Consider the following 24645-nt stretch of genomic DNA (forward strand, 5'->3'; position numbering starts at 1 on the left):
ATTAAAGAAGAAGGAAGATCTTAGCTCCTTTGCTAGTAAAAGCTAGAATGAAAATAAGGAGGGACATATGAATAGAAAGTTTGCTATTTCGGATATTCACGGCCAGTTTGAACCGCTGAAAGCCTTGTTGGCCGAGGCAAAATTCAATCCAGAACAGGATACGCTTGTTGTTGTCGGTGATATGATCGACCGGGGTCCGCAATCAGCCGAAGTCGTCCGGTTTTTAAAGGGGATGCAGGACCAGCATCCGGAAAACATTTTTGTTACACTCGGAAATCATGAAATTATGATGCGGCGCTATGCCTTTGAGGGGAATAGCCATATGTGGCTGTATCATGGGGGAACTGAAGTAATTAAAGAGTTTAATACAGAGTTTGTAACAGTAACTGAACGGAACGAGCACTTTGTCTGGCTTGCCAACCTTCCCCTCTATGTTATGGATGAAGAACATTTCTTTACCCATGCTGGGATTGATCCATTCGAACCACTCGCAAACCAAAAAGAAGATGTAACCTTCATGCAACTAAGGCAGTTGTACCTTCAGCCAGCAAACGCCATGACAAAACGGATTGGCAACAGAAAAATTGTCCATGGCCACACGCCGTATCCCTTTGTGTATCAAACAGAAAGATTTGTATCATGCGATACGGGAGCAAGCATCTTTAAAGAAGGAAAACTTTCCCTAGCCGACTTGACGAACAATGTTTATTTCTCCTGTGAAACAGAAACGCTTCACATCACGAAACAGGGCATCCGGTTGATTACAGAATTAGAAAGACTAAAAGGGTAAAGAAAGCCTGGCATAACCCGAAAATTTTCTGTTCTACAAACGCGGGTCGTGACAGGCTTAAACAAATTCGATTTTGAACTGGAAGTCTTTCGTATAATCCAATGCTTCCTGAATAATTTTTTGTTTCATAGCACTGTCAATTACCTCTTTCTCATGCGGAGGTTCCCAATTTTTCATCGTGTCGGTATAAGCAGCAAAACCATTCACTAGCAGTTCTCCCTGCACTTTTACCACTTTATTGTCCACCTCTATCAATATATAAGAAGATGTACCTGTTATTTTCACTTGGTTTCCTCATCTCTCACCTCTGTAGTTGCTCGTGACTTTTGTGCTTGCATCCATCGCCCAAATTTTCACTTGCCTTTTCTAATACATTAGACCAAATAGTTTTAGCATTTAACATATTTCTTTAACCTCTCTCTTCCATAAATAGAATATTATAAATCTTATAATCTTTATAGGGTAACAAATCCCTCCATTCCTTTTAGAATAACATGGTAAAATTAACCTATAAAACTATAATGGCAAGGAGGAATAACAATGTTAAGAAGTACCCCTTATTGCAATTTAATTGCCCAAGGTAGATCACAAGAGGGAAATGACATTGCTGCTGTAGAACGGATTTTCATTAAAGGAATGAAACGGGATGAAATAAGATTTGCTTGGTACAAGCAAGTAAACGGTTCAGAAAGATTTCAACCCAGGCCTCTAGATTTAACGGAGGAAGAACTTCTAAAGGTTCTTGAGGATGGAGTAGCAAACGGAGTATTTTCAACTAGTTTTAGAGAAAATCTAAAGAAGATTCTATAACCATATGGAGGTACTGCGAATGCCGATTCAATTGAGTAAAATGCAAAATCCTGACACTGCAATTCTGACTGTCGACGAGTTAAATGAGGCTATTTTTAAGCACCTTGGCACAAGAAACTTTATAATCAATAAAGGGCGTACAAGCTCAGATCCAGATATACGAGCTGTAAAATTTGATGTTGAATTGATTATTGAATCAAGAGGAAACCAAGCATCAAAAAACAAAGGGAATGACATTGTTTTTGATTCCTCTCAGTTAGACATTCATTTGTCCGAACATGTTATTCAGATGATGAAATTTCAACAGTCCGTTTCATCTGCTAATCAACTAGTATTTATTATGGTGATGCCTGATATTGTAAGGTTAAGAGAAAGAGTGAAAAAGATAGACAAAGGTCTAGATACACTTAATATTGTTAGAGTTTGGGTAGATAACTTGGAAAATATAAGATGTGAAGGAAATATTGAAGCTAAATTAATAGTAGAAGAACTTTTCAAATAAGTGAAGAAATCCAAAAAAGGCGTCTTTTTTTGATGCATAATATTTATGAGCCATTTGAAAAAAAATTAAACAGCTATGTCACTGTTCTCAGTTACGGCCTCTCCCCTAGGACAAGCATCGATATGAAATCAAAGGAGACGGTTTCTCGGATTGAGAAATCGTCCCTTTATTCATATCTATTAATTTCTATTTTTCAGGTAAGTCTTCCAAAACTCCTTGGCGATTGCTTCATACCCCTGAGAACTTAAGTGAATATCAGCAGGGTTAGGAACGTATTCTTTTTCGTATTTTTTAATCACTTGGTCTACTGGTACAAACACATCCCCATTAGCCAATGCTATAGTTTCAATCATCTGGTTAAAACTCGTAAGCAAAGGTAATAGCGAAGCTTGCTGCTCCTGCGGCAGATGTGGGAAGGGATTATAGTAGCCCATTACGTAGACCTTCGAATCACGTTTAATACTATCAACCGTACTGAGAATTCCATACAAGTTTTCGCCAATCTTTTTTATAGCACCATGGGCAAGTAAAGGGTTCTGTTGTATTTTCGATAAATCAGCGAGCAGGTCATTAGCCCCAATATCAATTGTTACCAATTCTGCATCCTGGATAGCTGCTCGTAACGAATTAAACTTTGGATTGGCTGGGTTGGTCAGTTCATTTAATATATTTGTAGTCTTGTATCCCGAAACACCAAAATTGTCCAACTCTACATTATATTGAGACTGAGTAAACCTGTCGGCCAGGAAGTCTGCATATCCATCTTTAAGTTCCTTGTAAGGTGTTTGACCAGCCGCAAGTGAATCTCCCAACGCAACATAATCAAAGTCCTGTTTAACAACATTCTTCGCGGAAGTAACAAAAGGCAGTGACAAAACCAGGGAGCTAATTAATAAAGTACTAGAAAGTAATCTTTTAATCTTCATTTAACCCCTCCTTTTCATACCATTATATTCTCTATTGAGAACTTTCTCCACCTATAGAACGAAAACCATACAAAGAAAAGTGAAAACGCACAAAAGATAAGATTAGCAGCCTTTGTGCGTTTTTCTTTTTACACGGTAGTCTTGGTTTTATCTAATAAATAAGTTTCCCAATCAACACTGGCAGTTGTAAAACGGTGGCCCGGTGGCTTCCATTTTCCCTGCTTTAATTGGATAAAGCGCATCATGATTGCCGTCAAATCCATTTACGATAATATCTCAATGGCTCCAAGTGCTATCTCATCATTATGTGCAAACCACTTAGCTCCCAAAACAATTTCCCTCAAACTCTTTCGAGAAAATCGGGAAGTGACAGGCACCACTATACTTCTCCCATAACTTTTGATAGGTTAGTAATATCAAGGGGGAAACAAAATGTCTCTTACAACAGGATTGCTATTGCTAGCAGTTGGTATGCTGGCAGGCGGATACGGCACGATAGTTGGCGCCGGGGGCGGTTTCATCTTCGTTCCGGCACTGTTACTGATTTTCGACATGGATCCTGCCCTTGCAGCAGGGTCAGGGATTGTTATTGTCTTAATCAATTCGTTATCGGGTGTAATAGGCTACGCAAAACAAAATAGGATCGATTATCGAACAGGAATCATTTTGAGCGCGGGAGCATTCCCTGGTTCCTTACTGGGAGTATGGCTGCTTCAAATCTATTCATCAAACTATTTTTATATCGTGTTTGCTACCCTTCTCATCGCGCTTGGCATTTTTTTATTTGCTAAAAACTCGCCTTTTGCTAGTTTTAAAAAGAAGAAGATGCCAATTATTGAGGAAGAGCGAAATCTCGTTGCCAAGAAACAGGACCTCCCTATCAAATGGCTTGTGCCAATTGGTTTTTTCATGGGTGTGCTGTCTAGTTATCTTGGCATCGGAGGCGGCTGGCTGCTTGTTCCGATCCTAATTTATATTTTTAAAATACCTGCACATTATGCAACGGCGACCTCTCTTTTTTCACTAACACTTTATTCTACGGTAGGCGTCGTCTCGCAAATTTTCTATAGCAGCATTGATTGGCAAATTGTTTTTTGGGGCGGTGCAGGAGTAATTATCGGGTCACAAATCGGAGTATCCCTTTCGCAGAAAATTCCTGGGAAGGTCATCCTTCAATTGCTGTCCGTTCTTCTAGTCGGAATTGGGTTTCGAATGTTTTTTTACTAGGAATCTAGTGCCAAAACCGGCACACTTAAAACAATAGACGAAAACGGGAGCGCTACTCCCGTTTTTCTTTATACCCGCCAGAATCTGACGGTTATTTTCCAGTTTTATCCACCAAGTAGCCCGTGTTAAAGGGCAGTGCAGCTTCCTCAATTTCAATTTGTCCTGTATCTTTAAAAATCTGTCCTGAATCCATCGAAATCTGTCCTGAAAAGCTTAAAATGTGTCCTGTATCTTTTGGGAAATGTCCTATAAACTTGGGAAATTGTCCTGAACCACCCCAAACACGTTCGAAAAGACGTCACCCTACCAACTCTACAAAAAGGGACGGCCCTCCATTTCCATTAAAAAGTGGAGTACCGTCCCTATTTACACATTCATTCCATTGACAAAATCGAACTTCCCGGTTACCTTGGCAAGTCCATTCAGCAAAGGTGAACCGTTGCCATTTTCCCTCTATTCTTTCACTACTAGCTTCAACGGTGCCGGAATGTTTTCTTCAATTTTCTTACCCTGAATTACATCAATTCCGGCTTCAACAGCAAGTTTTCCGATCAGCTCTGGCTGCTGGGCAACGGTGGCTTCCATATTCCCCGCTTTAATCGCATTAAGCGCATCATCATTTCCGTCAAAACCAATGACCATGATGTCTTTCCCTGAGCTGCTTATTGCTTCAATAGCCCCAAGAGCCATCTCATCGTTATGCGCGAAGACCGCTTGGATGTCAGGGTTTGCCTGAAGCAGGTTTTCCATTACAGTTAACCCCTTGGTACGGTCGAAATCAGCTGATTGTTTTGCGACAATATCTAACTTCTCATCGGCAATATTATGGAACCCTTTCCCTCTTTCACGGGTTGCGGAGGCACCTGGTACACCTTCAAGCTCTGCTACCTTAGCATTTTCTCCGAGTTTCTCGACAATATATTCGGCTGCCATTTCGCCGCCTTTAATGTTATCGGATGCAACCAGCGTTTCAACCTTTCCTTTTTCAGCGGAACGGTCCAGAGTAACAACAGGGATTCCAATTGTATTCGCTGATTCGACAGCTGTTGAAATGGCTGCGGAATCTGTTGGGTTGATGAGAAGAAGATCGACACCCTGCTGAATTAGGTCTTCAACATCGTTAATTTGTTTTGCTGAGTCATTTTGGGCATCGACAATCTTTACTTCCACGCCAAGTGCCTTTGCCTCTTTTTCAACACCATTTTTCAAGGAAACAAAGAACGGGTTATTTAAGGTGGAAACAGAAAGTCCAATCTTCAAATCCTTTATATCATCCTTTTTTGCAGGCTTAGCCCATTCAGGCGGCTGCATCGAACATGCTCCTAAAAGCAAAACTGACATTGATATGATAAGTAAGGCCAATTTTTTCATAAAAATTCCGCTCCTTATGCTTATTTCTTCCGGTCAAGTAACACAGCAATGGCAATAACAATCCCTTTTACGACCATTTGGTAGAATGACGAAACTCCGAGAAGGTTCAAGCCATTATTCAAAATACCGATGATTAAGGCACCAATCAGTGTTCCAACAATCCGTCCCTTCCCGCCGGATAGGCTTGTCCCGCCTAATACGACCGCGGCAATGGCATCTAGTTCGTAGGAAGTACCTGCTGTTGGCTGGGCAGAATTCAATCGGGATGTCAAGATCGCACCTGCCAGGGCAGCCATTAAACCAGACAGAGCGTAAATTATTACCTTCACATTTGGAACCTTAATCCCGGAAATGAGCGCCGCTTTTTCATTCCCGCCAATAGCATAGGTTTTCCTACCAAATGGCGTTTTGTGAAGAAGGATATATAACAGTACAAACGTAACAATCATCGTAATCGCAGGGACAGGAATTCCAAGGAAATAGCCTCTGCCAAATAGTTGAAACAACATATTATCTCCGAGTCCGGTAATTGGATTCCCGTCTGTATAAACAAGTGTCAATCCTCTGAAGATCGTCATTGTTGCCAGAGTGGCAATGAACGGAGCCATTTTGCCTTTTGTAATCAGCAGGCCATTCACAGTCCCCATGACAGCGCCAAGAATACAGCCGATCACGATTGCGAAAATAGGGTCGATTCCAGAAACGATCATCCCAGCCGTTAACGCACTTGATAATGCCAGAATCGCACCGACAGATAAATCAATTCCCCCTGTTAATATAACAAACGTCATTCCAAACGCAATCAGGGCATTAATAGCCACCTGGCGCAGCAAGTTTAATATATTCAAAGGTTCTAGAAAACTAGGGTTGAGTACAGAAACGATTGCAATCAGAATGATAAGTCCTAGCAGCGGCCCAAGTTTTTGGGTTACCGTATTAACATAGTTCCCTTTTGCGTTTTTTACTGGTAAATTGGTTGCGTTCATCTCACTGACCTCCTGTTGCCAATGTCATAATAGTTTCCTGAGTAGCTTGGTCACGTGTCAATTCTCCACTAATTTTTCCTTCATGAACGACAAGGATCCGGTCGCTCATTCCCAGCACTTCAGGCAGTTCCGAGGAAACCATAATGATTGCCACGCCCCGGTCTGTCAATTCATTCATCAGCTGATAAATTTCCCGTTTAGCACCGACGTCCACGCCTCTTGTCGGTTCATCGAGGATCAGCGCTTTCGGGCCAATTCCAATCCATTTGGCAATAACGACTTTTTGCTGATTGCCCCCCGACAGATTCCCAACAGCAATTTCCCGGGATTCTGTTTTAACGGTCAGGCGTTTAATTAGCAGATCCACAAAGTCATTTTCGCTTTTTTCGTTGATGATGCCTTTAGGAGCAAAGCTGAATAAGGAAGGCAGCACTATATTGTCCTTAATTGAAAAATCGAGAATTAAGCCTTCGTCTTTCCGGTCCTCTGTAATAAAACCTATCCCGGCTGTTACAGCCTGATCAGCAGACTTAATGACTGATTTCTTCCCGTTCAGCCAAACCTCCCCGCTGTCAAACGAATCAAGCCCAAAGATGGCGCGCATGATTTCTGTTCTGCCTGCACCCATCAGCCCGGAGACGCCAACAATTTCTCCCGACCGAACTGAGAAGCTAACATCTTCAAAGACACCGCGTTTCGTTAATCCTTTCACTTCCAGGACAACTTCACCTGGATTGGAAGAACGCTTCGGGAATCGGTCCGTCAATTCTCGGCCGACCATTTTCCTTACGACTTCATCAAAGTTTGTCTCGGAAACTGCCTTTGTATCGACTGTCTTTCCATCCCGCATGACGGTCATCCGGTCACAGATGGCAAAAATCTCTTCCATTCTGTGAGAAATATACACAATCGAAACCCCATCCTTTTTAAGGGAAGAGATAATGTCGAATAGTTTACTGATTTCCCTTTCCGTTAAAGCAGCAGTCGGCTCGTCCATTATGATGACCTTGGCATCCGTCATCAGTGCCTTGGCGATCTCAATCATTTGCTGCTCCCCAACAGAGCAAAGGCCTGCTTCTTTTTCCAAAGGAATCGTGACGTTCAACCGGTCAAACTGCTTCCTTGCAAGGGTTTTCATTTCTTTTGTATTTAGAAGACCAAGCGAGGTCTTCAATTCTTTTCCGATAAACAAATTCTCGAGCACCGTCATATCAGGCCAAATATTCAGTTCCTGATGGATAAATGTAATTCCGTTTTGCTCAGCTTCTTTCGGGTTTTTAAAATAGGTTTCTTTTCCATCAATGAGAATCGTACCTGTATCACGTGCATGAAGCCCTGTCAGGACGTTCATCATCGTCGATTTCCCGGCGCCGTTTTCACCCATCAAAGCGTGAACTTCTCCATCGAGCAGTTCAAAATTCACACCCGTCAAGACTTGATTTGCCCCAAACGCTTTATGAATGTTCTGCATAGTAACTTGCATGTTTTTCACCCCTTTTTTTAAAAAAACACACCTGATTGTAAAATACAGTTTGCATATGGAGTTATTTCGCCTGTGCGAATGACCGCCTTGGCATTTTTCGTTAACTGTTTAAAATCCTCATGTGTAACCCGTTCCACATCAATGTCAGCAAACTTTCCGGTAAGATAATCATTTACTTGAGGATTGTTCACTTCAATTTCAGAAGCGATTACACATTTTTCAATGACCATATCATCCGCGACAGCTTCGACCACTTCCTGAAAAGAAGGCTTTCCCGGAATTACGGCTAAGTCAATCTTAGTAACCCCCTCCGGAATCGGCAATCCAGCATCGGCAATCACAATAAAATCAGTATGGCCAAGGTCAGTTAGCACTTTGGCAATATGACTGTTCAATATACCATGGCGTTTCATGTCTATAACCTCTCCTCTACTTCTTTTCGGGTTGGCATGCCACCCTGCGCACCAAACTTTGTAACTGAAAGTGAAGCAGCCCGGTTTGCAAATCTCAGGCTTTCCTCAAAGCTTTTCCCTTCAGCAAGAGCAACCGCGAATGCCGCATTGAATGTATCCCCCGCACCTGTCGTATCAACCGCTTCAACTTTATACGAAGGAACAACGATCTCCTTCTCTCCATCATGGAAACGGACGCCGTTTTTGCCTTCAGTGATAAATACTTTGTTTGGGTATGCCAATAAAGCCTCGTGCAAATCCTTTCCATCGAACAGGATTGATGCCTCCAATTCATTCGGTGTAATGAATGCAGCCCTTTCGATAACATCCTTGCTGATTTGCCTAGCTGGTGCAGGATTCAAAAGAAGTGGAACATCAAATTCTTGGCACTTTTCACTAACATACTCAACAGTTTCTTCAGGGATTTCCTGCTGGATAAGGACAATATCCGAATCACGAATAACATCGAGCGCCTTCTCTACAAATCCAGGAGTTACATAATCATTCGCACCCTTTACAACAATGATGCTATTGTCGCCCTCGGCAAGAGTAATATGAGCTGTGCCGCTCTCAACACCTGTAACCGGTTCCACAAAAGTCGTAATAACATGATTCTTTTTAAAATTATCGAGGATTTCTTTTCCGAATGTGTCGTCTCCAACACAACCGACCATATAAACCTCAGCGTCTAACCGGGCTGCTGCAACTGCCTGATTTGCTCCTTTGCCACCCGGTACAGTTTTGAAGGATTCACCCAAAATGGTTTCACCTTTGTCCGGCCTTTTCGAAGCGGTTACTACCAAGTCCATCGAAGAACTTCCTATCACTGTTATTTTAGCCATAGTCCTCCACCTTTCTTGTCGTCTGCCTTTCAACAAATGTAACTGGCAATTGAATATTTTTTTCTTTCACAATTCCTTCTTCAAGAAGTTGAATCAACAGTTTTGCCGCCTCTCTTCCCATATCATAGGCAGGCTGCCTAATCGTCGATAAGGGTGGGAATAGCAAACTGCTGAGAGGTATATCATCATACCCGATAATTTGCAGATCACCCGGAATCGAAATGCCCCTTCGTAATGCCTCATGCAGAATAGCCGCGGCACCGAGGTCATTTCCGGCGATCACTCCATCTGTTTCAGGAAATTTATGAAATAATTCCTTAGCTGTCTTTTCGGCATCGGCAAAAGTAAAAGAACCAGTACTCATCACATTAAAATCGACATTGGAATCGGCAAGTTCGTCCAAAGCTCCTTTGAATCGATCCTGTGCGGTCCTCATTTCAACCGGTCCCCTAAGCAGCGTAATCCGCTTGCTTCCCCTTTTAATAATTTCTCTCGCTGCCATCTTACCGCCAGTTATCCCATCTGCATAAACCGAAGGATACATGGTGCTTGTCCGGTCGAGAAAAACCACTGGGATGGATAAATTTTCGTAGGAATCTGTTTCGTTCCGGTTCGTTGCCGAAATGATACCGATTACATTATTTTGTTTAAATGTCTGGATGTAATCACTTTCTTTAGCTGGCTGTTCATCCGCATTTCCAATAATCAGCCGGAAATCACGCTCCTGCATTTCATCCTCAACACCACGGGCGAGTTCAGGAAAAAATGGGTTCCTTATATCTGGAAGCAGCAAACCAATCAGCCTTGATTTCTTTTTATATAATGATCTAGCAACTTCATTTGGTTTATAATTCAATTCCTCAATAGCATTGTTTACTAGTTTCCTAGTATCCTCATGCACATAGCCTTTATCATTCAAAGCTCTGGAAACGGTCGCGACCGATACTCCAGCTCTTTTGGCAACATCCCGGATGGTAACCAATTCTTTCACCTCTAATGTGTAACCGTTTACACACTGAGAATATCATAGATTATATATTTGTGCAAACAGAAAACCCTCGCCGGGCTGGCAAAAGGAGTGCCAATATCAGGGATTTAGGGGACATACTGCTAGATTCAGTTAAAACTACTAAACCTGGAATTGAGACATAGAGCCATTTATGAATAGTGTCCAATGCTGAAAAAATTCAATGAAGCGAGGGCTCTCAAGTATTGGTGAGTGCTTTATCACCCATTGATCAATCAGCGGGTATGAAGAACCCACACCGATTGAATTTTCACTTTATCGCCCTGAATGAACTTTTTTATCCCTGAATAAAAATTTTATAACCCTCAATAACAATTTTATAACCCTGAACAAATAATATATCGCCCCTATTCACAATTCAGACACAACCGCCCACCCGTTAACACTACCAAGAGAACGAAAACTTATTACTCCACTTGCTCAAAATATAAAAAGAGCTTGCCCGATAAGAGCAAACTCTTCTTGGAAACTATCTTTTAATGCACCGCTGATATATTAATAATCCGTCCTTCTGCTTCGTAAGCGATTGGAGATGTGAAGCTCTTTACAAAATCAACGGTTGCTTGAAGGTCTTCCGGTCCCTGAACAGGATTTTCGCCGTACTCACGGATTTTATACTTGTCGGAGTAATGGTCATACATATAATTGTTGACTGTCAGTGTATACGTTGCATTCTGATCAATAGGAGTTCCATCAGCCAGGGTTATTTCAGTCACATTGCTGGTTGCGCTGTCCCATTTATAGCGGAAGCCACCTATGGAGGCATCTGGGCCGTAAGATGAAATTTGTGCATTCACAATTTCATCCATTTCCGATCCCAGCACTTCAACTGTGACCAATGTGTTGCCAAATGGCTGGATATTATATAATTCCTCCCATGTGATTTCGCCCGCATTAAGATTGGCACGGATTCCTCCGCCATTCATCATCGCAAAGTCACTTTCCATTGCCGCATTCATTCCGTCCGCAATTAGATTTCCAAGAGCATTGTCACCGAAATGATTTTTTGTTATATATCCGCCTTGTAAAAAGACACTTGCCTGTCCGATGACTTCATTCAATTTAGGCGCGATAGCAGATGAGTATTTTTCCAAAATCGCAGAAACCTCAGGGTCAGGAGTGACTCCCTGTTGGATGACATCAACAATTTCCGCTTCTTTTTTAACAATATCCCCTGTCACTCGATCAATTTCAAGATCGATATCAGCAAAGGCCTTTCCATATTCTCCAGCTTGGACAATCAGCTTATTATCCACTACCGCATCTACTTTTTGATGGTTGTGCGCGGCAACAATGACATCAACCTTATCACTGATATCAGTGGCCATTTGTGCAATTTCTCCAGTTGCAGATTCACCGGCCTGACTTCCAGGAACGTGGGCAAGGACGACAATTGCTTCAGCGCCGCGCTTGGTCAGTTCTGGAACATACTTGTTGATCGCTTCCGCTTCATCCGTAAATTCAATAGTTGTGATTCCTTTTGCGACTACATTGTTTGGTGTTTCTGTTGTTGCAACACCAATAAAGCCAATTTTTTGTCCTTTTACATTCTTTATGTAATATGGAGGCAGTATCAGTTCTCCACTGTCCTTATATACTACATTGGCCGCGACCATTGGAAAATTGGTGCCGTCATAGTTAGGTGTTCCATCAGGATGGTCTCCACCGTAAGTTAAACGAAGAAGTTCATCAACACCTTCGTCAAATTCGTGGTTTCCGACAGTTCCTACATCAAATCCAATCGATTCCATGATTTCAACTGTTGGCTCATCTTGAAACAGGGCTGATACGGGCGGGCTTCCTCCCACCATGTCCCCTGAATGGACGATTAATGTGTTTTCATTGGTTTGTTCGCGATCACGAAGATATGTAGCAAGGTAAGCAGCGTTTCCATATGTATTTGGGTCATCATTGAGCTGTTCGCTTACATTGATTTTGCCGTGAAGATCGTTTACGCTCAGTATTTGCACCTTCACATTTTCTTTCTTCGCAAGACCTGGTGGAACTTTATGTTCTTTAGCTGAAACTGTACTTCCAATCATTCCAGTCATTAATAGACTAATAGACATGGAAGCCGCTACTAATTTGTTACTGAAAAAAGCCATGAATTTTCCCCCTTTAATAATCGATTATAAGGAGATTATAAGGAGGATTTGTTAAGTGTATGCCAGGAGTATTTTAAGGTTTTGTAAAGCGGGTTGTTATAGTGGGAAAATGATTAATTCGGCTTATTCATAAGCTAATAGACTCTAGTTCTTTTAGGCTAAAATAATTCAAGCTGCTTCCATTCGTTCTTTTCCTCCAAGGCAAAGGTGATCGACTTTCCGCATATTTAGGGGAGACCCTGTTTTGGATAAAACATAAATGGACGATCCCCTTTTCCAATTGGCAAAGTAGAGCCGACACTCTTTGAATTAACAGGAACAAAAATAAAAAGGATGGCCCTCGTTCATTTAGCGAACGAGGGCCGTCCCTCTTTGCGTAAAACTTACTTCCTCTTCCCCTTTAAATCGATCCCAATTGCGGCGCCATTTCGACTGGAGTCTGCAACTCCTTTGAAGGTTCCTTTTTCATGGTCAATGAGAATGCTCTGGACATTACCAATTGTAGTTGGAGCAGGTCCAAATTTATGCCCCATTCCATTCAGCCTCGCAATGATATCTTGGCCAATTCCCTCTTCGTAACGGTACGAATTTAGGTTGTTTGTGTAAATTCGTGGCTGCTCTACAGCCGCTTTGAGCTCCATGTCATATTCGATCGCATGGATAATTGTCTGGAGGACAGAAGTGATAATTGTCGGACCACCCGGTGAACCAACAGTCAATACCGGCTTACCATCCTCATACACAATTGTCGGCGTCATACTGCTCAATGGCCGTTTGTTCGGCTGGACTTCGTTCGCACCGCCAGGAACGGCATCAAAATCGGTTAATTCATTGTTCAGCATAACTCCGTAGCCCGGAACCATGATGCCTGTCCCGAAAAGCTGCTCGATTGTCGTTGTATACGAAACGACATTCCCCCACCTGTCCGCTACCGTAAAGTGGGTAGTCTCTCCATATTTATGGTCATTCGGCTGGCTTGTTGCCTTATAATTTGCAGAGCCATTTTCATATTTCCAAGGATCGCCTGCTGTTACGTTCTTGTTCACACTGTTCAGGCTGATAAGTGCTTGGCGTTCCTTAATATAATCTGGATGCAGCAATCCGTTAACAGGAACTTTAACAAATTCAGGATCGCCGGCAAATGCAGCACGGTCCGCATAGGCGAGATGCATCGTTTCCGCAAGCAAATGATACTTCTCTACAGAATTTACATCGTATTGGGACAAATCAAACCCATCAAGAATCTTTAGCATTTGTAGAAGAAATACCCCGCCTGAACTTGGAGGCGGCATGCTGGCAATCTGGTATCCCTGGTAGTCTCCCCAAATCGGCTCGTCGATTGTCACATCATACTTCTGCAAGTCACTGACTTCCATAGAACCACCGAAATCCTGGACAACATCCGCAATAGCCTCGGCTACTTCCCCTTTATAAAACGCATCTGTCCCTTTTGAGCGGATTAGCTTAAAGGTTTTAGCCAGATCTTCCTGTACGAGGATATCGCCTTCCTGAAGTGGTTTACCGTTCGGAAGGAAAACATCTTTAGCGGCCGTACGCGAGAGCATTGCCTGATTGTCGGCAATCGCATCGGCAAGGACAGAGTCAATTGGGAAACCTTTGTGAGCGAGCTTAACGGCAGGTCCGATCAATTCCTGCATATTTCTCGTTCCCCACATCTCAAGAGCCGTTTCAAGCCCCTTTAATGTTCCCGGAACTCCAACAGCTTTCCCGCCAGTTGAACGGGTAGCAAAAGGAATTGGTTTGCCATTTTCATCGAGGAACATATCAGGTGTCGCGCCAGCTGGGGCACGTTCACGGCTGTTCACAATTGTTGTTTCCTTGGTTTTGCCGTCATACACCATCATAAAACCGCCGCCGCCAATCCCTGACATCATCGGTTCAACAACATTAAGAGCAAACTGGATTGCTACAGCAGCATCAATCGCATTGCCCCCTTTTTTGAGCACCTCTGCTCCAATTTCAGAGGCAAGCGGATGGGCCGTTGCCACCATTCCGTCCTTGCCAACGTCAACTTGACTGTAACCGTCATAACTGAACTTTGGCTTTTTAGCCTGCCCGTTGAGCGGTAGTGTCCCAACCAGTAATAGAATAGATAGTAATGCAAACAAACCGACTCTCCAAACTTTCTTCATACAAATCCCTCCTCTTCATTCATTCACTTATATGGTAAGGAAAAGAATAGAAGGTTAGCAAATATTTGACTGAATATTATAAATTTTGAATATATAGTCCTAGCTGTTTTTGAAAAATAGGGTAAAAAGACACGATTTACCTTGCCATATAGCTGTCGTTTAGAGAAGGTAACACCCTCCTTTTGACATAAAATAATCCCTAATATTCTTGTAATTTTGCCCGTTATGCAATTAGATAACATTCGACAAAATCCTGTTAGTGACAGGCACCTAGAAACCGTTTTCTTTGAACTATTTTTTTAGTAGAGTTACACTAATCTCGAATACATAATATTTTAGAATATCATTTGCATTTGCAATGGTTGATACATATACATAGTTTGCAACTATCAAAATCCAATGTGATGTCCTTCTTTTACTAACGAAGCGGGTTTGTGGAACTAGCAATAGATATACTACACAATCTTCCTGTTACAAATTAGCTCTTAAGTTAATATGGAGCGTTTGAATATAATTAAAAGGAGAGGTAAACATGGCGAAATTAGATAACAAAGTTGCGTTTATTACAGGTGCAGGATCTGGAATGGGTAAAGCTCAAGCTAGCCTTTTTGCAAAAGAAGGGGCAAAAGTTATAGCCGCTGATATCAATCTTGATGGAGTAAAAAAAGTTGTAGATCAAATTAAAGCTGAAGGCGGAAATGCACTGGCAGTAGAAATAGATGTGTCAAATAAAGCCAGTGTAGAAACTGCCGTAAACAAAGGATTAGACCAGTTTGGAAGAATTGATATTTTAAGTAATACAGCTGGGATTCTTGATGGATACGCTCCTACCCTGGAAACCTCAGAAGAACTTTGGGACAGAACTATTAACATCAATCTGAAAGGTGTTTACTACGTTACGAATGCTGTTCTTCCCCAAATGATTGAAAACGGTCAAGGTGTCGTTATTAATATTGCTTCCATTGCTGCATTTGTAGCTGGAGGCGGTGGTGCAGCATATACAGCATCTAAACATGCTATTGCCGGGTATACTAAACAGCTGTCATTTGATTACGGTCAAAAAGGAATTAGAGCAAATGCTATTGCCCCTGGAGCAGTTGAAACAGGTATGACAAAACAAATTTTTGAAGAAGGTTCAGCTGCCGTAATGGAAGCAGTAAATTCAGTTCCTGCAGGCAGATATGGCCAAGCAGCGGAAATTGCTAATGTTGCATTATTCTTGGCAAGCGAAGATGCTTCCTTTATGCACGGGGCAATTGTACCAGTTGATGGTGGTTGGATAGTAAAATAAACATATAATAGTTTAACAGAGCGAATATAAAAGAAACGCACAAATGTTACTACTTCAACATTTGTGCGTTTTTTCTTTTGGGTATTACCTACAAAAACCAAACCGTATACTTTTCATTATTTCGAAATTCCATAAGACGGATACTTTCTTACAAACACTTGCAGGCCTTCAGTTGTTAGAAACCCGGCAGCATGCTTAGAGGTAGTGCCGCCTTATAACCCACCGCAGTTTGGAGGATTATCTTTATCTCCCTCGGCGAAATCATTGCCTTTTGCAACTGATTCAAGTCCATAATCTATATTATTTATCTCGTGTACAGATTCATTTTGAATGTTGGTTTGGGTATTCTGATGCTTCTCTTTGTTGTCTTTCATTGCTTTCCCTCCAGAGTTTTTTATAGCTTTCTCCTGGAGGAAGAATCTAATTCATATTGCTATCACTTATGCGGCCTAGTTCATTCGCCACTCCAACCGTTCTTTCTCTTCTATCTGTTTCTCAAATGTCTCATCCCAGCGCCCGAGCCAAGTATTCCAGACACGTGCATAATAGATATCCTGTTCTTTGTTGTACAATTGAAATTCCAGGCACGGGTTGTGTTCGACTTTCTGTTGCTCAAAGCCATTCACATCGGACACCACTGTATGAAAGCCGTCTTCGCCCACTCGGTTTTCTCTTTCAGCGAGAAATTGCAAAATCAGCTCTAAACTAGCCACACTCTGATTATCTGCATACCGATAAAGCGGCAGTTCTTCGCCGGTCTCTGGCAAAGGCTCGTCCATTTCCGGCCAAATCTCATCGTGGAGCGGGCTGTACGAAACCACAGTCGACTCTTCTTCCAATTCCTCTTCCATGACTCCGGTCTTTAGCTGCCCGTGTCCTTTCGATGTCAGCGTGTAGCTTCCTTTTTCAATTCTAATCAAGCCCATCCGCTGCATTTTCCTCAACAAATCCTCTATGAAAAGCTCCTCTACCAGCAGCAACTCGGATAAGTTGGCTGCGCGCCGGATTTGCGTTTGCTCGAATGTAAGCAGCATCATTTTCATGAGAATGTCCATTTGCGACCGCTTCACCCGACTGAACAAAACTGTATACGTAGCCACAGGCATCTGCCACACCAGCGATTTCCTGATTTGAACAGCCGGATTTTTTAGTAATTCCGCACGTAATTTCTTCTTTATTTTATCCACGCAGACTCACCTCTTCCATAACCCGCAGTCCATCATGTTTTTTAACAGAGTCCAATACATGGGTATACATTTGTCTTGTACCGCTATGTTTTGCTCGTTCAGTAAACATCTTTGTACTGCCGATCATCACAAGCAGCTCCCTTGCTCTCGACAACGCGACATTCAGCCGGCGGTAATCCTTTGCAAAGCCGATATCATCATGCTTATTATCGTGATTGCGCACCATGCTTAGCAGAATCACATCCATCTCCATGCCCTGGAATCTATCGACTGTCCCGGTTCGGATTGTTAAGTGCGGCAAGTGCAGCTCCTGTTGAAGCAGGCGATCGATCCGTTTCACTTGTTCTCCGTAAAAACTGATGACGCCAATGCTCTTTTTCTCATCGGCTCCCATTCGTCCAGCCATTTTCGCCCCTGCTGCTGCATCATTTAATTCCTTCAGCAACTCGCCAATCCTCTTCAATTCAGCCGGGTTATACAAGCTTTTCCCGCCTTTCATTCTTTCTTCAAAAAATGCGGGCTCGTTCGGCATATCCAGCCAGAGGAGATGATTGTTCCGCTGAATGAGCGGGGATTCTAGCTTGTGGTCCCGATCTTGATCTGAATCGGTTAAGCCGCATTGCAGCTTTTCGTTTTCATCCATATAAAATGGCGTTATTGTTTCCATGATGTTTTGATGCATCCGATATTGAATCGCGAGCATCGTTTTATTGCCTTTCGGCAGGTTTTTAAACAAGCGTTCAAACAGCGACTCATGCAACAGCTTCTTAAGCTCAGCTTTCCCTTCAAAGTCATCACTTTCTTCCGCCATTGCCTGCAAGGTTTCCTCAAGGGTATCGTCTCCCAATAAAGGCGGCAGCTGATGGTGGTCACCAACCAGAATGATCTTTTTCCCCTTTAGCATTGGCAAGAGCAGCTCCGGCGGGGTTGCCTTGGATACTTCATCAATGATGACAACGTCAAAGACTGGGTAGCTTTCGATGAAATCCTTGCGGGCGGATGCCACACAGGTTGTCCCGATGACATTGGCATGCTTTACATAAAGCTTACGGATTTCATTCAGGTCATGGTCATTTGCTTCTTCAAGCAAGGACTTCCACTTACCTTGGACTGATTGGAACAGCGGCAGCTTCTGCTTTTCCTGCTTCAACGACTCTCTTGAAAAAGAAATACTGGCAAGCTGCTTTAATACTTCTTCATGCTCCCGTTCCGGGTCAGAAGCCAGGATTTCACTCAATGGCGTCAGTTCAGCTTCCTTTTCTTTGAGGATACTGGAGAGTTTTTCAAGGCGGGCAACGATTTCAGTAAGTTTCTGCTCGGCTTCATGCAGCTGAACAGTTTCTTGTTCCTGTTTCCGGCGATTGGTCTCGACCCGATGCTTTGTTTGGCTATACTGCTCTTTCTTGCCTTGCAGTTCCAGCAACTGCGATTCATTTAAATGAAGCAATTCTTTCGCATTTGGAATGAATTGTGAGAACCCAACCATTTCCTTTTGCTTGCTTTGTAAAAAAGAAAGTTTGGCGTCCTGTTCATCCAGCTGTCTCTGATATCTTTGATGTATCTGCTTATATTCATCCTGAACTGGCTTAAGCTGAATGATCAATTCCTGCTTCAACTGCAGAATTGCTTCCTGTGCCATTCTTTTATCCGCATCATTTAGTATTAACTTATGCGCTTTTAGCCAGATATACTGCCTCCTGCCATATAGCCCTTCGAGAAATGCTGCAATTCGATCGATGGTTGATTTTCCTTTTAATTCGCTTCTTAACTTATCTAAAAACTGGTCAATTTCAAGTGACGTGGTCGATATCGGAGGCGTGTTTTTCGATTGTCCCGGCTGGTTCCCCAATAACTGTTCAAGGTATGTGATCGCAGCGGTCAGTTTATCGTTATAGCCCTGCAGCTTATCGAGCTGGCTTTTACGTTCACGAAGAGAATCGAGCTTTGCAATCGATGACATCACTTGCAAAGTCCTCGTGAAATTTTGTTCGAGCATAATCCATTTTAGAGAGTCAAATTTCTTAGCAGCGGTTATTCTTTCCGCCAGGGTATCCTTCTGTTCCCTTGCCTCTTCCCATTTCACGCATTCAGCAGAACTTTCTTCTATCGCTTGTTTCACAGCATTTATCTCATCTTCAAGCTCTTGAAGCACTACACTGTTTTTTAGCCGTACAATTTCTTGTTCAATTGTTTCCAACTCATTTTGAATCGCATCAATGTCAGGCTCTTCTTCAAGAAATTTCTCGTCTTTTTCAATCAAGTCCTTCAATACACGAAGTGACTGTTCAATTTTCACCAAAAGCCCCTGAACTTTTTGCTTTTCCTGTTCAGCTTCCTGTATGTCTTTTTTATACTGAGCGATAATGGATTGAATTTCGTCAACCTTCTGCTGGGCATTCTTTTTCGCTTCAAGCTCGGACTCTACTCGTACAAGCTCTTGCTGAAGCCGTTCTTGTTCCTGTTCATTGGCCGCCCATTCCGCTTCAATTTCCGTTTCACGCTGTTTCCGGTTTTCGTATTGACTGGAAACTTCCCGATACGTATGGTCCTTCCAATACTTCCCGACATTTTCCTCAATGAACTTTTTGCCTTCTTCTTCAATGCTTTCCGTGCGGCCGACGCGGAGGATTCGGATATCCTTATGGGCAAGCAGCCGGCCCAACGCATTGTCGACCGCCAAATTCGACTGTGATGCTACAAGTGTGCGCAGTCCCGCTTTCGCATTTTGCAGGCAGATTTCTGAAATAACGGTCGTCTTCCCCGTTCCCGGCGGCCCCTGAATAACGTACAAGTCTTCAGCAGACATTGCCCCTGTGACAGCTGCCTGCTGGAACTCGTTCAGCCGATTGTGAAACTGCAGCGCAGCCCGCTTTTTCACCTCTTTGACCGGCGGTTTATTTTCAAATAAAAGACGTTCCAGCTCGGGGTTCGCAGCCAGGCCGTTTTCCAATTGCTTAAACCCCTGGCGCAGTCTTTTCACCTGGCTTAACGTGGCGAAATTGCTGAAAGTTACTTCCCTCGGATGCTGATCAAGCCGCTGGCTGCGTGCCTGTTCTTCCATATATCCGGGCAGTTCCACTTCAACTGTAGAGGCCGAGCGATTCGCTTTCAGGACTTTGCCGATATCCTTGTCAATTCCCTTTACTCTGACGCTCATATCCTTGAGTGACTTCCACTCCTTCTCACTCATCTGGCAGCCGGTTATTTTTACCCGGCTAAAATCATCATTGAAAATCAGCGAGGAATAGCGGGATGTAATATCAGGAATATCCGCAGACTGCTCTTGAATTTTCAAATAGCCTTCCCAGCTGGAAATCCGCTTCTTCACGTACATGGAACTTTCCTGGGCAACCGGCATCGTGTGAATCAGTTTCAGTAACTCAATCGGTACCGGCGCTCCGCTCTGAACATTGGAGTCGAACTCTAGACTTGCCGAAATCCGCCAATTGGAACTTAACGGAATATGCACTGGCCTTGTCGTTACATTCGTTACAACAAATCGGTCCGGTTTCACCAAACAATGCAGGACTATTACAAACTTGCTGTACTTGTCCGCAAGCCTATCGTTTCTTTCGGGATCAAAAAATAAGGCAGCCGAAACAAGTCCATCTGCCGATTGGGGATATTTTTCTATATAAATATGAAAAGATTTTTCCAATAAAAAAAACGATCGCTCATCCAACTCAAGCTCTCGCATTTTATCCTTAGCCTTTTTGGTCAAAGAAATCGGACATCGATATGTAGTTTTTTGTGTCATGATCATATGTGTCCACCCGCTTTACTAACAACCAAAAGGTTCTTTTATAAAAAATTGCAACTTAGCAATTATAGCACATTCCGACGGCCTTGGTTAAACTGCCTGGCAGTTTTCAAACTATGAGCTGACACTGCTCATAATAATTGCTAACGGGGCAGGTTGTTTAAGGAAAGGCATAATAGGAAAAATAAATGTATATAGGAGTTGAACCTTTATAGCCGAAATTCCTTATTTTGGATTTAACTTTGCTTTTACATTGGTTGATTTCAGAAACTGCTCCAAAGGCAGAGCATCCGTATTAATAGAAGGCCTCTTTTCTGCCCTTGTATTAGTTTCTGGATTCAAATGCTAATAAACGCGTTAGAGCTTTAAACTATGTTAGACTAAATGTTCAAAAAAAGAAAAGAGGTAAACAATGTTTAAAAAAATCATGAAGCAAATAAAGCAGCTTACACAAGGCAGCAGCGAACGAAGACATGGCCATTATCGAAGAGGCAGCAGCAGTGGACGAGGGTTTTATCCTCGAGGAAGCAGCAGCAGCAACAGACGATATAAACGTTCCCCAATGGGTGGAAGCAGTTACTACAAACGGAAGGGTCGAAGCAGCAGTTAAGCTTCCTTCCTTCAATTAAGTAACTTTTTGCTTCGCTTTAAGTGCTGCATGAAGATCAGTTGAAATTTCACTACTATTTAAGTAAGGTTCGTTAATTTGCAGTAGTCTTTTTAGCAAATAAACAGTTTCCTTTTCTAAAGTAAGCTCTTCTGTCCAAGGGAGAGCTTTTTTGTTTTTAGAAGAGTACGTCGTATAAAGCAAATATAAAAGGATTTCTCCTAAATCATAATAGTCCTGCTGTTTCAGCTCCAGGATATTTTTTTGATTGTTAGCTGAAGGATGGAATGGGCCAACAGCATCATACTTTGCCAAACCAAAATCGATCAAAAAAAGCTCTGTGTTTTTAATTAAGACATTTGGAATACGTAAATCCTGGTGGTAAATGTCCTTTTTGTGCAGATAATCTACTAATTCAAGTAATTGAATAAGAACCTGTAACGACTCTTCCTCATTAAAGGTTTTTTTCTTATAAAAAATTTGTTCTTCCAGATTATCGCCTTTAATGAAGCTCATGACATAAAATATGTGATCATTATTTGTAAAGGCTTCAAATAGCCTTGGTATATTTTTGTGGTTAACCATACGCAAAACAGAGATTTCATTTTCAAACATTGCTACCTCTTTTTTATTGCGGCGCTTACTTGGACGAAGCTGTTTGACGACTCTAGTCTCGTTTGTTTTTAACTCTTTGCACAGGTAAACAAGCCCATAACTTCCAGCCCCGATAACGTTCACTATTTCATAACGCTCGTTTAAAACTGTTCCTTTATTAATAGGCTTGTCCACGAAAAATTGATAAGCTTTCCTGATCGAACGAAAAATTGAAACTTTCCTCTCCTCCTTTCAATATATTGGTTGAAATTATCCAATAATAAAGAGGTTATTTTGACTGTTTTTAAGAAGCACTCAAACTTTCGGTTTTTTTATAACAAGATATCATAAGAAGGGTTTTCAAGGGTAGTCATGAAGTACCTTGACTGCAGAGGTGCTTAGAAGCACAAAAAAAAAACCTGGCTTTACACCAAGTTAGCGTTGCTTTTATGTCTATTTTTAAGAATTCGTTCTGTAATAAATCCGATGATAACACCAATTATGATAGGCAAAAATGAACCTCCTGCTTCAAAAGCAAACCCTTCGGATGAATTCTCTTGATAAAAATCCCAACTCAAAAGTGAAATTTCAAATACATTTCCTATTGCATATAAAACCACCATGGATAGTAAGGCCGCTAACAAAGGAATCCAAATTAATTTCTTTTTCACGGATAACACCACCTTTCATTTATTTTAACATGAAACTCCATAATTTCCAATCTATCCCTTTTTATAGAATCAAGGTTTGCGATAACACAGCTTTTCTTAAGAAACTCAATTTATGGCGGCCTTCCTGCTTTTTTTGCAAGGGAGACCCATCTCCCCTGGCTTATCGGACTTCATCAATCGATTTTGCTACTGTGTGGGGGATTGGCTTCCATTCAACATCCTTAAACAGGGCAACAATCGAAATAGGTATGTAGGTGAACATAAAAATTGGAAATGTGATGAGATAGGCGATTTTTTTCCAGCCTGGTGAGTGGATTTTCTTCCATTCTGTTATCGTTGTGATCAAGCCCGTAACAAAAAGGATTCCATATGACCAGCCAAGCGATTGTAAAAATTGCTGTGTCATAGTATCAATGTCGATACTCTCAATAAATCCAAATAAGACTGCCAAATAACTCAATCCATTTATTAAAATACTGAAACCTGTTACGACGACGATCAGCATAATGGTCATGGCCATATCGTAATAGGAGAGTTTGTTTCTTTTTTCCAGAAAAAACTTACTTATCAATTTCCCGCCATATTTAGCAAATACCTGATAAAATCCCTTTGCCCACCGCATGCGCTGATGCCAGGATTGTTCAAACGTTATTGGCTGCTCGTCAAAGAAAATCGCATCCCTGCAATAACCGATTTTCTCCCCTTTGAGAATTTGAGCTACTGAAAACTCAATGTCTTCTGTAAGAAGATGATATGTCCATCCACCATTCTCCTTCATCAACCCTGCATCTACAAGAAAGCCTGTGCCGGAAACAGCACAGCTTGAGTTGAGCGCCATCCGTGGCAGGTTTAGATATTCTGCTTCATGCAGGAACCAAAGCGCATACCCAGCAGAAATCCAATTCTGGCCAAAGTTCTTTGAATTTCGATAACTCGTGACGATTCGATATCCCTGATTGAACGTTTTGTTCATTTCGGCAATATAATTTTCACTCAGGAGATTATCGGCATCGAAGACAAGGTAGGCATCGTATTCATTGGCAGAGTACTCCCGTTCAATGACTTTTATCATAAAATCAAGTGCATACCCCTTCCCAATCTGAATCTTATTAAATCGCTCCCTTACAACCGCTCCTGCTTGCCTTGCCAATTGTGCTGTCTTGTCACTGCAGTTATCTGCCACTACGAATATATCAATCAATTCTTTAGGATACTTCTGTTTTTTTATACTATTAATCAGCTGTCCAATAACAACCTCTTCATTCCGGGCTGCAATGATGACTGCATATTTGTGGAGATGCACATCCTCCACAAGCGGCTTGTAAGTTTTCTTGGCCTTAAAGGCAACCAGCATGTAAACCAAATGGTATGAATACAACAAAGCAAACAGAACGAAAAAGCTCAAATTGAAATAATGAATAAAGTCAATAATAGACAAATCCAAATCCATACCTCCACGACGATACCTTAATTTTTTGTTACTCCTGTTTAGCCACTAGTTACTACATGAGCCAGGGATCTTTGTAGACCATCCAAGCGGCCATTCAGACCCATTCTTAAAAAGCATATAACACATATACAAAGGTCCCATTAATATCCCGTAAACAAAGCGTAAATTTTTTAAAAATTTTGTTATTAAAAAAAAGCCTCCAATATCCGCAGATATGGTTACATCCTTGCCCCGGGCTTTCCTCGTGCAAGCTAAGCTTTTTACAAAAATAAACATGTTTAGACATTATGTTTTTAAGGAATAGTAAGTGTTGATGTATTAGTGACCCTCTGTCCAAGGGTTGAGCCTTGTTTTTTTGCAATTTTACTAGATTACTTGTTACAATGTTACTTTTCCTCGTTACGCGATGAA

Annotated in this window: 22 protein-coding genes and 1 pseudogene; 6 read left to right on the forward strand and 17 right to left on the reverse strand. The window is 42.0% G+C overall.

From position 1 onward, the window contains the following. Positions 1 to 67: 67 nt before the first annotated feature. On the forward strand, positions 68 to 790 hold the full coding sequence (locus AM500_RS17985; RefSeq protein ID WP_053600452.1) for a metallophosphoesterase: 723 nt from the start codon (positions 68 to 70) through the stop codon (positions 788 to 790). 57 nt (positions 791 to 847) lie between these two features. Here AM500_RS17985 and AM500_RS17990 read toward each other — a convergent pair whose 3' ends face one another. Further along, a complete protein-coding gene (locus AM500_RS17990) occupies positions 848 to 1075 on the reverse strand; it encodes an Imm74 family immunity protein (RefSeq protein WP_082347278.1) in 228 nt (75 codons plus the stop codon). A 255-nt stretch (positions 1076 to 1330) separates the two neighbouring features. Here AM500_RS17990 and AM500_RS17995 point away from each other — a divergent pair, with 255 nt between their 5' ends. Both AM500_RS17995 and AM500_RS18000 read left to right on the forward strand, forming a co-directional pair. Beyond that, positions 1331 to 1600: a hypothetical protein gene (locus AM500_RS17995; protein WP_053600453.1), complete on the forward strand. Its 270-nt coding sequence runs from the start codon at positions 1331 to 1333 to the stop codon at positions 1598 to 1600. 19 nt (positions 1601 to 1619) lie between these two features. Further along, positions 1620 to 2102: a hypothetical protein gene (locus AM500_RS18000; RefSeq protein ID WP_053600454.1), complete on the forward strand. Its 483-nt coding sequence runs from the start codon at positions 1620 to 1622 to the stop codon at positions 2100 to 2102. Between the two features lie 179 nt (positions 2103 to 2281). Here AM500_RS18000 and AM500_RS18005 read toward each other — a convergent pair whose 3' ends face one another. Further along, positions 2282 to 3028: an SGNH/GDSL hydrolase family protein gene (locus AM500_RS18005; protein ID WP_053600455.1), complete on the reverse strand. Its 747-nt coding sequence runs from the start codon at positions 3026 to 3028 to the stop codon at positions 2282 to 2284. 160 nt (positions 3029 to 3188) lie between these two features. After that, a pseudogene (locus AM500_RS26435) lies at positions 3189 to 3342 on the reverse strand (D-ribose ABC transporter substrate-binding protein); the annotation flags it as partial. Between the two features lie 118 nt (positions 3343 to 3460). Here AM500_RS26435 and AM500_RS18010 point away from each other — a divergent pair. After that, the gene (locus tag AM500_RS18010) at positions 3461 to 4255 is read left to right on the forward strand and encodes a sulfite exporter TauE/SafE family protein (protein WP_053600456.1); all 795 of its coding nucleotides are present in this window, start codon (positions 3461 to 3463) and stop codon (positions 4253 to 4255) included. 453 nt (positions 4256 to 4708) lie between these two features. Here the strand turns inward: AM500_RS18010 and rbsB are convergent, their stop codons facing one another. The 8 genes from rbsB to ggt form a co-directional block, all read right to left on the reverse strand. After that, positions 4709 to 5626, reverse strand: coding sequence for a ribose ABC transporter substrate-binding protein RbsB (gene rbsB, locus AM500_RS18015; RefSeq protein ID WP_053600457.1), 918 nt, complete (start codon positions 5624 to 5626; stop codon positions 4709 to 4711). A gap of 20 nt (positions 5627 to 5646) precedes the next feature. Beyond that, a complete protein-coding gene (gene rbsC / locus AM500_RS18020) occupies positions 5647 to 6612 on the reverse strand; it encodes a ribose ABC transporter permease RbsC (protein WP_053600458.1) in 966 nt (321 codons plus the stop codon). A 1-nt stretch (position 6613) separates the two neighbouring features. After that, positions 6614 to 8095, reverse strand: a complete 1482-nt coding sequence (locus AM500_RS18025) for a sugar ABC transporter ATP-binding protein (protein ID WP_053600459.1) — start codon at positions 8093 to 8095, stop codon at positions 6614 to 6616. A 17-nt stretch (positions 8096 to 8112) separates the two neighbouring features. Next, positions 8113 to 8508 carry a D-ribose pyranase gene (gene rbsD, locus AM500_RS18030; protein WP_053600460.1) on the reverse strand — a complete coding sequence of 132 codons (396 nt, stop codon included), beginning with the start codon at positions 8506 to 8508 and terminating at the stop codon, positions 8113 to 8115. A 2-nt stretch (positions 8509 to 8510) separates the two neighbouring features. Further along, positions 8511 to 9389 (reverse strand): ribokinase, encoded by an 879-nt coding sequence (rbsK, locus tag AM500_RS18035; protein ID WP_053600461.1) that lies wholly within the window; start codon positions 9387 to 9389, stop codon positions 8511 to 8513. Further along, on the reverse strand, positions 9382 to 10371 hold the full coding sequence (locus AM500_RS18040; protein ID WP_053600462.1) for a LacI family DNA-binding transcriptional regulator: 990 nt from the start codon (positions 10369 to 10371) through the stop codon (positions 9382 to 9384). Before AM500_RS18040 ends, rbsK begins: the two co-directional genes overlap by 8 nt. Positions 10372 to 10892: 521 nt before the next feature. After that, positions 10893 to 12521, reverse strand: coding sequence for a bifunctional metallophosphatase/5'-nucleotidase (locus AM500_RS18045; RefSeq protein ID WP_053600463.1), 1629 nt, complete (start codon positions 12519 to 12521; stop codon positions 10893 to 10895). Positions 12522 to 12904: 383 nt separating this feature from the next. Continuing rightward, on the reverse strand, positions 12905 to 14674 hold the full coding sequence (gene ggt / locus AM500_RS18050; protein WP_053600464.1) for a gamma-glutamyltransferase: 1770 nt from the start codon (positions 14672 to 14674) through the stop codon (positions 12905 to 12907). A gap of 532 nt (positions 14675 to 15206) precedes the next feature. Here ggt and AM500_RS18055 point away from each other — a divergent pair. Continuing rightward, positions 15207 to 15965: a 3-oxoacyl-ACP reductase gene (locus AM500_RS18055; protein WP_053600465.1), complete on the forward strand. Its 759-nt coding sequence runs from the start codon at positions 15207 to 15209 to the stop codon at positions 15963 to 15965. A 212-nt stretch (positions 15966 to 16177) separates the two neighbouring features. Here AM500_RS18055 and AM500_RS25915 read toward each other — a convergent pair whose 3' ends face one another. From AM500_RS25915 to AM500_RS18065, 3 genes are all read right to left on the reverse strand, one after another. Then, complete coding sequence (locus AM500_RS25915; protein ID WP_197282613.1) at positions 16178 to 16339, reverse strand: hypothetical protein; 162 nt, start codon at positions 16337 to 16339, stop codon at positions 16178 to 16180. A gap of 75 nt (positions 16340 to 16414) precedes the next feature. After that, positions 16415 to 17152, reverse strand: a complete 738-nt coding sequence (locus AM500_RS18060; protein WP_053600466.1) for a hypothetical protein — start codon at positions 17150 to 17152, stop codon at positions 16415 to 16417. Continuing rightward, positions 17145 to 20915: a DEAD/DEAH box helicase gene (locus tag AM500_RS18065; protein ID WP_053600467.1), complete on the reverse strand. Its 3771-nt coding sequence runs from the start codon at positions 20913 to 20915 to the stop codon at positions 17145 to 17147. Before AM500_RS18065 ends, AM500_RS18060 begins: the two co-directional genes overlap by 8 nt. Before the next feature lie 470 nt (positions 20916 to 21385). On the opposite strand from AM500_RS18065, the gene AM500_RS25590 reads away from it, so the two are divergent. Further along, a complete protein-coding gene (locus tag AM500_RS25590) occupies positions 21386 to 21541 on the forward strand; it encodes a hypothetical protein (RefSeq protein WP_156319847.1) in 156 nt (51 codons plus the stop codon). Here AM500_RS25590 and AM500_RS18070 read toward each other — a convergent pair. The 3 genes from AM500_RS18070 to AM500_RS18080 all read right to left on the reverse strand — a co-directional run bounded on the left by AM500_RS18070 (position 21538) and on the right by AM500_RS18080 (position 24228). Further along, positions 21538 to 22308, reverse strand: a complete 771-nt coding sequence (locus AM500_RS18070; protein WP_053600468.1) for a protein kinase domain-containing protein — start codon at positions 22306 to 22308, stop codon at positions 21538 to 21540. The genes AM500_RS25590 and AM500_RS18070 overlap by 4 nt on opposite strands. A 230-nt stretch (positions 22309 to 22538) precedes the next feature. Further along, positions 22539 to 22784 carry a hypothetical protein gene (locus AM500_RS18075; protein WP_053600469.1) on the reverse strand — a complete coding sequence of 82 codons (246 nt, stop codon included), beginning with the start codon at positions 22782 to 22784 and terminating at the stop codon, positions 22539 to 22541. A gap of 160 nt (positions 22785 to 22944) precedes the next feature. Then, a complete protein-coding gene (locus tag AM500_RS18080; RefSeq protein WP_442853976.1) occupies positions 22945 to 24228 on the reverse strand; it encodes a glycosyltransferase family 2 protein in 1284 nt (427 codons plus the stop codon). Between the last annotated feature and the right edge of the window lie 417 nt (positions 24229 to 24645).

The sequence above is a fragment of the Bacillus sp. FJAT-18017 genome (assembly GCF_001278805.1).
GTDB lineage: Bacteria > Bacillota > Bacilli > Bacillales > Cytobacillaceae > Bacillus_D.